The organism is Streptomyces kebangsaanensis (genome assembly GCF_001906585.1).
Taxonomy (GTDB): Bacteria; Actinomycetota; Actinomycetes; order Streptomycetales; family Streptomycetaceae; genus Streptomyces; species Streptomyces kebangsaanensis.
Window position 1 is genome coordinate 9,940 of the sequence record NZ_JUJA01000140.1, and the last position, 7,849, is coordinate 17,788.

General features: G+C 73.7%; 9 protein-coding genes. 8 read left to right on the forward strand and 1 reads right to left on the reverse strand.

Annotated elements, in window-relative coordinates; translation table 11 throughout:
* From RH94_RS43990 to RH94_RS20265, 4 genes are all read left to right on the forward strand, one after another.
* Positions 1 to 377, forward strand: a 377-nt coding sequence (locus RH94_RS43990; protein ID WP_234425902.1) for an ATP-binding cassette domain-containing protein, incomplete at its 5' end; no start/stop codon positions are given.
* Positions 378 to 419: 42 nt separating this feature from the next.
* Entirely contained in the window at positions 420 to 1,460 is a 1,041-nt protein-coding gene (locus RH94_RS20255; protein WP_073948932.1) for a FecCD family ABC transporter permease, read from the forward strand.
* Positions 1,457 to 2,512 (forward strand): FecCD family ABC transporter permease, encoded by a 1,056-nt coding sequence (locus RH94_RS20260; RefSeq protein ID WP_073948933.1) that lies wholly within the window; start codon positions 1,457 to 1,459, stop codon positions 2,510 to 2,512. The genes RH94_RS20255 and RH94_RS20260 overlap by 4 nt, the downstream gene beginning before the upstream one ends.
* Positions 2,509 to 3,366 carry an ABC transporter ATP-binding protein gene (locus RH94_RS20265; RefSeq protein WP_073948934.1) on the forward strand — a complete coding sequence of 286 codons (858 nt, stop codon included), beginning with the start codon at positions 2,509 to 2,511 and terminating at the stop codon, positions 3,364 to 3,366. The genes RH94_RS20260 and RH94_RS20265 overlap by 4 nt, the downstream gene beginning before the upstream one ends.
* Here RH94_RS20265 and RH94_RS20270 read toward each other — a convergent pair.
* Positions 3,350 to 3,697, reverse strand: coding sequence for an SCP2 sterol-binding domain-containing protein (locus RH94_RS20270; protein WP_073948935.1), 348 nt, complete (start codon positions 3,695 to 3,697; stop codon positions 3,350 to 3,352). The two genes, RH94_RS20265 and RH94_RS20270, sit on opposite strands and share 17 nt — an antisense overlap.
* Positions 3,698 to 3,739: 42 nt before the next feature.
* Here RH94_RS20270 and RH94_RS20275 point away from each other — a divergent pair, with 42 nt between their 5' ends.
* From RH94_RS20275 to recN, 4 genes are all read left to right on the forward strand, one after another.
* Positions 3,740 to 4,051 carry a hypothetical protein gene (locus RH94_RS20275; protein ID WP_073948936.1) on the forward strand — a complete coding sequence of 104 codons (312 nt, stop codon included), beginning with the start codon at positions 3,740 to 3,742 and terminating at the stop codon, positions 4,049 to 4,051.
* Positions 4,052 to 4,058: 7 nt separating this feature from the next.
* Positions 4,059 to 4,874: a TlyA family RNA methyltransferase gene (locus tag RH94_RS20280; protein ID WP_073948937.1), complete on the forward strand. Its 816-nt coding sequence runs from the start codon at positions 4,059 to 4,061 to the stop codon at positions 4,872 to 4,874.
* Positions 4,871 to 5,776 (forward strand): NAD kinase, encoded by a 906-nt coding sequence (locus tag RH94_RS20285; RefSeq protein ID WP_073948938.1) that lies wholly within the window; start codon positions 4,871 to 4,873, stop codon positions 5,774 to 5,776. Before RH94_RS20280 ends, RH94_RS20285 begins: the two co-directional genes overlap by 4 nt.
* Positions 5,777 to 5,963: 187 nt before the next feature.
* A complete protein-coding gene (gene recN / locus RH94_RS20290) occupies positions 5,964 to 7,682 on the forward strand; it encodes a DNA repair protein RecN (protein ID WP_073948939.1) in 1,719 nt (572 codons plus the stop codon).
* Positions 7,683 to 7,849 lie beyond the last annotated feature (167 nt).

Here is a 7,849-nt window from a genome sequence, read left to right on the forward strand (position 1 = left end):
CCCTGGGCCAGCCGCTCACCACGCTGTCCGGCGGCGAGCGGCAGCGGCTGAAGCTGGCCACCCACATGGCCGAGAAGGGCGGCGTCTACGTCCTCGACGAGCCGACCACCGGCCTGCACCTCGCCGACGTCGAGCAGCTGCTGGGCCTGCTCGACCGGCTCGTCGACTCCGGCAAGTCGGTCATCGTCATCGAGCACCACCAGGCCGTCATGGCGCACGCCGACTGGATCGTCGACCTGGGCCCCGGAGCCGGCCACGACGGCGGCCGGATCGTCTTCGAGGGCACGCCCGCCGACCTCGTCGCCGCCCGCTCCACCCTCACCGGTGAGCACCTCGCGGCCTACGTCGGCAGCCGACCGCGGACGGCAGGAGCCTGACGCACCGTCGAGCACATGGGGAGGGTAGGCTAACCTAACCTCGTGTTGGTCGACAGTCCCCCAGAAGAACGCGTGGCCGCCGCCGCGCCCCCGAGACGCGCGGCGGTGCGCTCGCTCGGGCTCCTCGTCTCCGCCGCGATCCTGGTCCTCGTCGCCCTGGCGAGCATCGCGATCGGCGCGAAGGAACTGTCCCTGGCGCAGGTCTGGCACGGCCTGTTCCAGGACTCGGGGACGTACGGCGACGTCGTGGTCGGCGAGCGGCTGTCCCGTACCGTCCTCGGCCTGCTGGCCGGGGCCGCGCTCGGGCTGGCCGGGGCCGTCCTGCAGGCGCTGACCCGCAACCCGCTGGCCGACCCGGGCATCCTCGGCATCAACGCGGGCGCGTCCGCCGCCGTCGTCACCGCGATCACGTTCCTCGGTGTGACCAGCCTGAGCGGCTACGTCTGGTTCGCCTTCCTCGGTGCCGCCGCCGTGGGCGCGCTGGTGTGGTTCCTCGGCGGCAGCCGGAGCGCCACGCCCGTCCGGCTCGCCCTCGCCGGCACCGCGATCAGCGCCGCGCTCTACGGCTACCTCCAGGCCGTGATGATCATGGACGGTGCGGCGCTGGGCAGGATGCGCTTCTGGACCGTGGGCTCGCTCGCCTCCGCCACCGACGCGACCATCGTCCAGGTGCTGCCGTTCTTCGCGGCCGGCACGGTGCTCGCCCTGCTGCTGGCCCGGCCGCTGAACGCCATGGCGATGGGCGACGACACCGCCCGCGCCCTCGGCGCCCACCTCAACCGCACCCGGGCGCTCGCCATGCTCGCCGCGACCGTGCTGTGCGGGGCCGCGACCGCCGCCTGCGGGCCGATCGTGTTCGTCGGGCTGATGATCCCGCACGTCGTGCGCTCCTTCACCGGGCCCGACCTGCGCTGGATCCTGCCCTACGCCACCCTCCTGTCGCCCGTGCTGCTGCTCGGCGCCGACGTCGTGGGCCGGATCGTCGCCCGGCCCGCCGAGATCCAGGTCGGGATCGTCACCGCGATCATCGGCGGCCCGGTGTTCATCCTGCTCGTACGGCGGCGGAGGACGGCCCAGCTGTGAAGACCACCGGCACTCCCCGTACCGCACGGGCCGTCCGCACCCCGGGCGGGCTGTCCTTCCGCCTCGACGTCCGCACCTGCACGGTCGTCGGCCTGCTTCTCGCCGCCGCGCTCGCCGCGGGCGTCGTGCTCATCGGCACCGGCGACTTCCCGATGTCCGCCGCCGACGTCCTCGGAACGCTCGTCGGGCAGGGCGGCCAGGGGCAGGAGTTCATCGTCCGCGAACTGCGGCTGCCGCGCGTCCTCGTCGGGCTGCTGGTCGGCGCCTGCCTCGGACTCGGCGGTGCCCTGTTCCAGTCCATCTCCCGCAACCCGCTGGGCAGCCCGGACGTGCTCGGCCTCTCCCAGGGCGCGACGGCCGGCGCGCTGGCCGTCATCGTCCTGTTCTCGGGCAGCGCCACCGCCGTCACCCTCGGGGCGTTCGCGGGCGGTCTGGTGACCGGCATCGCCCTCTACCTGCTCGCCTGGAAGCAGGGCGTGCACGGCTACCGGCTGGTCCTGGTCGGCATCGGCGTCTCCGCGGTCGTCACCGCGGTCAACGGCTATCTGATCACCAAGGCCGACTTCGTGGACGCCTCCCGCGCGGTGGTCTGGATGACCGGCTCCCTCAACGGCCGCGACTGGACCCAGGTCCGGCCGCTGCTCGCCCTGTGCGCCGTACTCGTCCCGCTCGTCCTCGCGGGCGCGCGCGGGCTGCGGATGCTGGAGATGGGCGACGACGTCGCCCACGCCCTCGGGGTGCGTGTGGAGCGCGTACGGCTGCTGCTGATGGGCTCCGCCGTGCTGCTGGTCGCCGCCGCCACCGCCGCCGCCGGCCCCGTGGGCTTCGTCGCCCTGACCGCGCCGCAGCTCGCCCGCCGCCTCACCCGTTCGCCCGGCCCCAACCTGGTGCCCTCCCTGTGCATGGGCGCCACCCTGCTGGTCACCGCCGACTGGGCCTCGCAGCGCGCCTTCGGCGCCGACCAGCTGCCCGTCGGCGTGGTCACCGGGGTACTCGGCGGCGTCTACCTGCTGTGGCTGCTGGTCACCGAGCGCAGGGCCGGCCGGATATGAGCGCCCGCAGCACCGCAGCGAACAACCGAAGGAGCACCGTGAACCGCCTGACCGCCGACGACGTCACTCTCGCCTACGACCACCGGGTCATCGCCGAGCAACTGTCGGTGGAGATCCCCGACAACTCCTTCACGGTGATCGTCGGCCCGAACGCGTGCGGCAAGTCCACACTGCTGCGGGCGCTGTCGAGGATGCTCAAGCCCAGCCGGGGCCGGGTACTGCTCGACGGGCAGGTCATCCAGTCGATGCCCGCCAAGAAGGTCGCCCGCACCCTCGGGCTGCTGCCGCAGTCCTCGATCGCGCCCGACGGGATCACCGTCGGCGACCTGGTGGGCCGGGGCCGCTACCCGCACCAGGGCATCCTGCGCCAGTGGTCGGCCGAGGACGAGCGGGTCGTACAGGAGTCCATGGAGCGGACCCGGGTCGCCGAACTCGCCGACCGCTATGTCGACGAGCTGTCGGGCGGCCAGCGCCAGCGCGTGTGGATCGCCATGGCCCTCGCCCAGCAGACGCCGCTGCTGCTGCTCGACGAGCCGACCACGTACCTGGACATCCAGCACCAGATCGACGTCCTCGACCTGTGCGCCGAACTGCACGAGGAGCAGGGCCGCACCCTCGTGGCCGTCCTGCACGACCTCAACCACGCCGCCCGCTACGCCACCCACCTCGTCGCCCTGCGCGGCGGGAAGGTCGTCGCGCAGGGCGCGCCGAACGACATCGTCACCGCCGAGCTGGTGGAGGAGGTCTTCGGACTGCGCTGCCAGGTCGTCGAGGACCCGGAGACCGGCACACCGCTGGTGGTGCCGGCCGCGCGCAGGGCACGCGTGCGCGTGGGGGCTACAGAAGCCTCCTGAGCCGGAACAGGTCCAGCAGGCTCGCCTCCAGCCTCACCCGGCCCGACCCCCACGCCGTGGCGAAGTTCAGCTCCCCGCCGACCAGCGCGACCAGGTCGTCGCCGGTCATGGCGAGCCTTATCCGGGCCTTCTCGGGCGGCGGTCCCTGGACGGTGTCCCGCACCTCGATCCGGCCGTCCGTGAGGCGCCCCACGAAGGTGACGTCGAGGTCCTTGATGTGGCAGCTCACCGAGCGGTCCAGAGCCGCCGCCTCGCGGACGTCCCCCTCGGCGTCCGTCATGTTGTCCGAGAGCTTCTCGAGTGCGCTGCGGCACTCCTCGATCGTGGCCATCGCGACCGACGGTACCCCAGGGCTTCGCGGTAGCGTCTGGGCATGAGCGACTCTGTGACCGGGACGGAGGCAGGGGAGGAAGCGGCGGCCGCGCAGGAGAACGCCGCGGACACCGGGTACGACCCCGCCGCCCCCGCCCCTCTGGAGGTGCCCCGCACCCCCACCGGCGACGCCGGGGCCGACGCGGCCCTGGAGCGGCTCGGCGACGCCGACCACCTCACCACGGACGGACACCTCCAGGTGTACGAGGATGTACACCGGGAACTGCGCGACGCGCTCACCGCGCTCGACGCCCGCCCGGGACCGCCCGCGCCCCCACCGCCGTACCGACCGTCGTACCAACACAGGAGCTGAACCGAACGTGGCAGGAGTCGCACGCCGCCGTCTGGACGCGGAGCTGGTCCGCCGGAAGCTCGCCCGCTCGCGTGAGCACGCCGGCCAGCTGATCGCCGCCGGGCGGGTCACCGTCGGCAAGACCGTCGCGACCAAGCCCGCCACGCAGGTGGAGACCGCCGCCGCCATCGTCGTCGCCGCCGACGACAACGACCCCGACTACGTCTCCCGGGGCGGCCACAAGCTCGCCGGCGCGCTCGAGGCCTTCGTGCCGCTCGGACTCGTCGTCGAGGGGCGGCGGGCGCTGGACGCCGGAGCCTCCACCGGAGGCTTCACCGACGTCCTGCTGCGCGCGGGCGCCGCTCACGTCGTCGCCGTCGACGTCGGATACGGACAACTCGCCTGGACTCTCCAGCAGGATGAACGCGTCACCGTCAAGGACCGTACGAACGTACGCGAGTTGACGCTCGAAGCGATCGATGGGGAGCCTGTGGATCTTGTCGTCGGAGATCTGTCCTTCATCCCGCTCGGACTGGTGCTGCCCGCCCTGGCGCGGTGCGCGAAACCGGACGCCGACCTGGTGATGATGGTCAAGCCGCAGTTCGAGGTGGGGAAGGAACGACTGGGCAGCGGGGGTGTCGTACGGAGTCCGCAACTGCGGGCGGAAGCCGTGCGGGGCGTGGCCGGGAAGGCGTGGGAACTGGGACTCGGAGTGCGGGGTGTCACCGCGAGTCCGCTGCCCGGGCCGTCCGGGAACGTCGAATACTTTCTGTGGCTGCGTGCCGGGGCGCCCGCCCTGGACCCGGCCGACGTTGACCGTGCAGTGGCGGAGGGGCCGCGTTGACACAGACCCGAGCACGAACCGTTTTCCTGCTGGCCCACACCGGACGGTCGGCCGCCATCCGCAGCGCCGAACTCGTGGTCAAGGGGCTGCTGCGCTCCGGGATCGGCGTACGCGCCCTGGAGGCCGAGGCGCGCGACCTGCCGCTGCCGGACGAGGTCGACCTGGTCAAGGAGGCCACCCCGCAGTCCCTGGACGGGTGCGAACTGCTCATCGTGCTCGGCGGTGACGGCACGCTGCTGCGCGGCGCGGAGTTCGGCCGGGCCTCCGGGGTGCCGATGCTCGGGGTGAACCTCGGGCGGGTCGGGTTCCTCGCCGAGGCCGAGCGGGACGACCTGGACAAGGTCGTCGACCGGGTGGTCAGCAAGGCGTACGAGGTCGAGGAGCGCATGACCGTCGACGTGGTCGTGCACCGCAACGGCGACATCGTGCACACCGACTGGGCGCTGAACGAGGCCGCGGTGCAGAAGGTGTCCGCCGAGCGGATGCTGGAGGTCGTGCTCGAGATCGACGGGCGGCCGGTGACGGGGTTCGGCTGCGACGGCATCGTGTGCGCCACCCCCACCGGGTCGACCGCGTACGCCTTCTCCGCCGGGGGGCCCGTGGTGTGGCCGGAGGTGGAGGCGCTGCTGATGGTGCCGATCTCCGCGCACGCGCTGTTCGCCAAGCCGCTGGTGACGTCTCCGGACTCCGTCCTGGCCGTGGAGGTGCTGCCGCATGTCCCCCCGGGAGTGCTGTGGTGCGACGGGCGGCGGACGGTGGAGCTGCCCGCGGGGGCGCGGGTGGAGGTGCGGCGGGGGGCCGTGCCGGTGCGGCTGGCCCGGCTGCACCACGCTTCGTTCACCGACCGGTTGGTCGCGAAGTTCGCGCTGCCGGTGTCCGGGTGGCGCGGGGCGCCGCATTAGCGCCCCCGAAGGGGTGGCAGGGGACGCGCGCGGCCGCGGCGACGTCGTGGCCTGTCGCGCCCACGCGGCGGAGCCGCATGTCGATACAGCTCCGCCCCCTTCGGCGGGGCACTCACGTGGGTGACATGCGCGGCCTGTGTGCGCTCTCCGTCCCTGACCTCGTAAGGTCAGGTACGTGTTGGAGGAGATGCGTATACGGTCGCTCGGGGTGATCGACGACGCCGTTGTCGAGCTGTCGCCCGGTTTCACCGCCGTCACGGGGGAGACGGGGGCCGGCAAGACCATGGTGGTCACCAGCCTGGGGCTGCTGCTGGGCGGGCGCGCGGATCCGGCGCTGGTGCGGATCGGGGCGGAGAAGGCGGTCGTGGAGGGACGGGTCACCGTGCCCGCGGACGCCTCCGTCGCCGTACGGGCCGAGGACGCCGGCGCCGAGCTCGACGACGGGGCGCTGCTGATCAGCCGTACCGTTTCCGCCGAAGGGCGCTCCCGGGCGCACCTGGGCGGGCGGAGCGTGCCCGTGGGGCTGCTCGCCGAGCTCGCCGACGACCTGGTGGCCGTGCACGGGCAGACCGACCAGCAGGGGCTGCTGAAACTGTCCCGGCAGCGGCAGGCCCTCGACCGGTACGCGGGCGACGCGGTCGCCGTGCCGCTGACGAAGTACGCCGAGGCCTACCGGCGGCTGCGGGCCGTCTCCGCCGAGCTCGAGGAGATCATCACGCGCGCGCGTGAGCGGGCCCAGGAGGCCGACATGCTGCGCTACGGCCTCGACGAGATCGCCGGGGTCGAGCCGCGCGCCGGTGAGGACGCGGAGCTGGCCGAGGAGGCGGAGCGGCTGGGGCACGCCGAGGCGCTGGCGTCCGCCGCGACGGTCGCGCACGCCGCTCTCGCGGCCAACCCGGAGGACCCCGAGGGCATCGACGCGGCCACCCTCGTCGCGGGCGCCCAGCGGGCCCTGGAGGCCGTGCGGGCGCACGATCCGGCGCTGGCCGCGCTCGCCGACCGCATCGGCGAGATCGGCATTCTGCTCGGTGACGTGGCCGGGGAGCTGGCGGGATACGCCGACGACCTGGACGCCGACCCGCTGCGGCTGGCGGCGGTGGAGGAGCGGCGGGCCGCGCTCGGCGCGCTGACCCGCAAGTACGGCGAGGACGTGAGCGCCGTGCTCGCCTGGGCCGAGCGCGGTGCCGCCCGGCTGACCGAGCTGGACTCCGACGACGAGCGGATCGGTGAGCTGACCGCCGAGCGGGACGCGCTGCGCACCGAACTGGGCGGGCTCGCCCAGGCGCTGACGGACGCCCGGACGGAGGCCGCGGAGCGGTTCGCCGCCGCCGTGACCGCCGAGCTGGCCTCGCTGGCCATGCCGCACGCGCGCGTGTCGTTCGCCATCCGGCAGACCGAGGACCCCGAGGGCGTGGAGGTGGGCGGCCGTGCGGTCGCCTACGGGCCGGCCGGCGCCGACGAGGTCGAGCTGCTGCTCGCCCCGCACCCGGGCGCGCCGCCCCGGCCGATCGCCAAGGGCGCGTCCGGCGGTGAGCTGTCGCGTGTGATGCTGGCCGTCGAGGTGGTCTTCGCGGGGACGGACCCGGTGCCGACGTACCTGTTCGACGAGGTGGACGCGGGCGTCGGCGGCAAGGCCGCGGTGGAGATCGGGCGGCGCCTGGCCCGGCTGGCGAAGACCGCCCAGGTCGTCGTCGTCACCCATCTGCCCCAGGTCGCCGCCTTCGCCGACCGCCAGCTGCTGGTCGAGAAGACCAATGACGGCTCGGTGACCCGCTCCGGTGTGAAGGTGCTCGAAGGCGAGGACCGCATCCGGGAGCTGTCCCGCATGCTGGCCGGACAGGAGGACTCGGAAACGGCCCGGGCCCACGCCGAGGAACTCCTCGCCACGGCCCGGGCGGACGGCTGACAGGTCGTAAGGTGGCGGGATGATCTCCCGTATCGCCACATCCTTCGCGCTGGCCGCCGGTCTCGCCCGGGCCGGGACCGCCGGGCTTCGCGCCGTCGCGCCCGGTGGGCGCGGGCGCTGGGAACGGACGAACCACGCGGGGCGGACCGTCGGGCTGTACGCCGGGC

Excerpts from the sequence above, each read along its gene's own strand:
- recN (WP_073948939.1), top strand. The coding sequence starts at position 5,964 with ATGCGTATACGGTCGCTCGGGGTGATCGACGACGCCGTTGTCGAGCTG.
- RH94_RS20270 (WP_073948935.1), bottom strand. The coding sequence starts at position 3,697 with ATGGCCACGATCGAGGAGTGCCGCAGCGCACTCGAGAAGCTCTCGGAC.
- RH94_RS20275 (WP_073948936.1), top strand. The coding sequence starts at position 3,740 with ATGAGCGACTCTGTGACCGGGACGGAGGCAGGGGAGGAAGCGGCGGCC.
- RH94_RS20265 (WP_073948934.1), top strand. The coding sequence starts at position 2,509 with ATGAGCGCCCGCAGCACCGCAGCGAACAACCGAAGGAGCACCGTGAAC.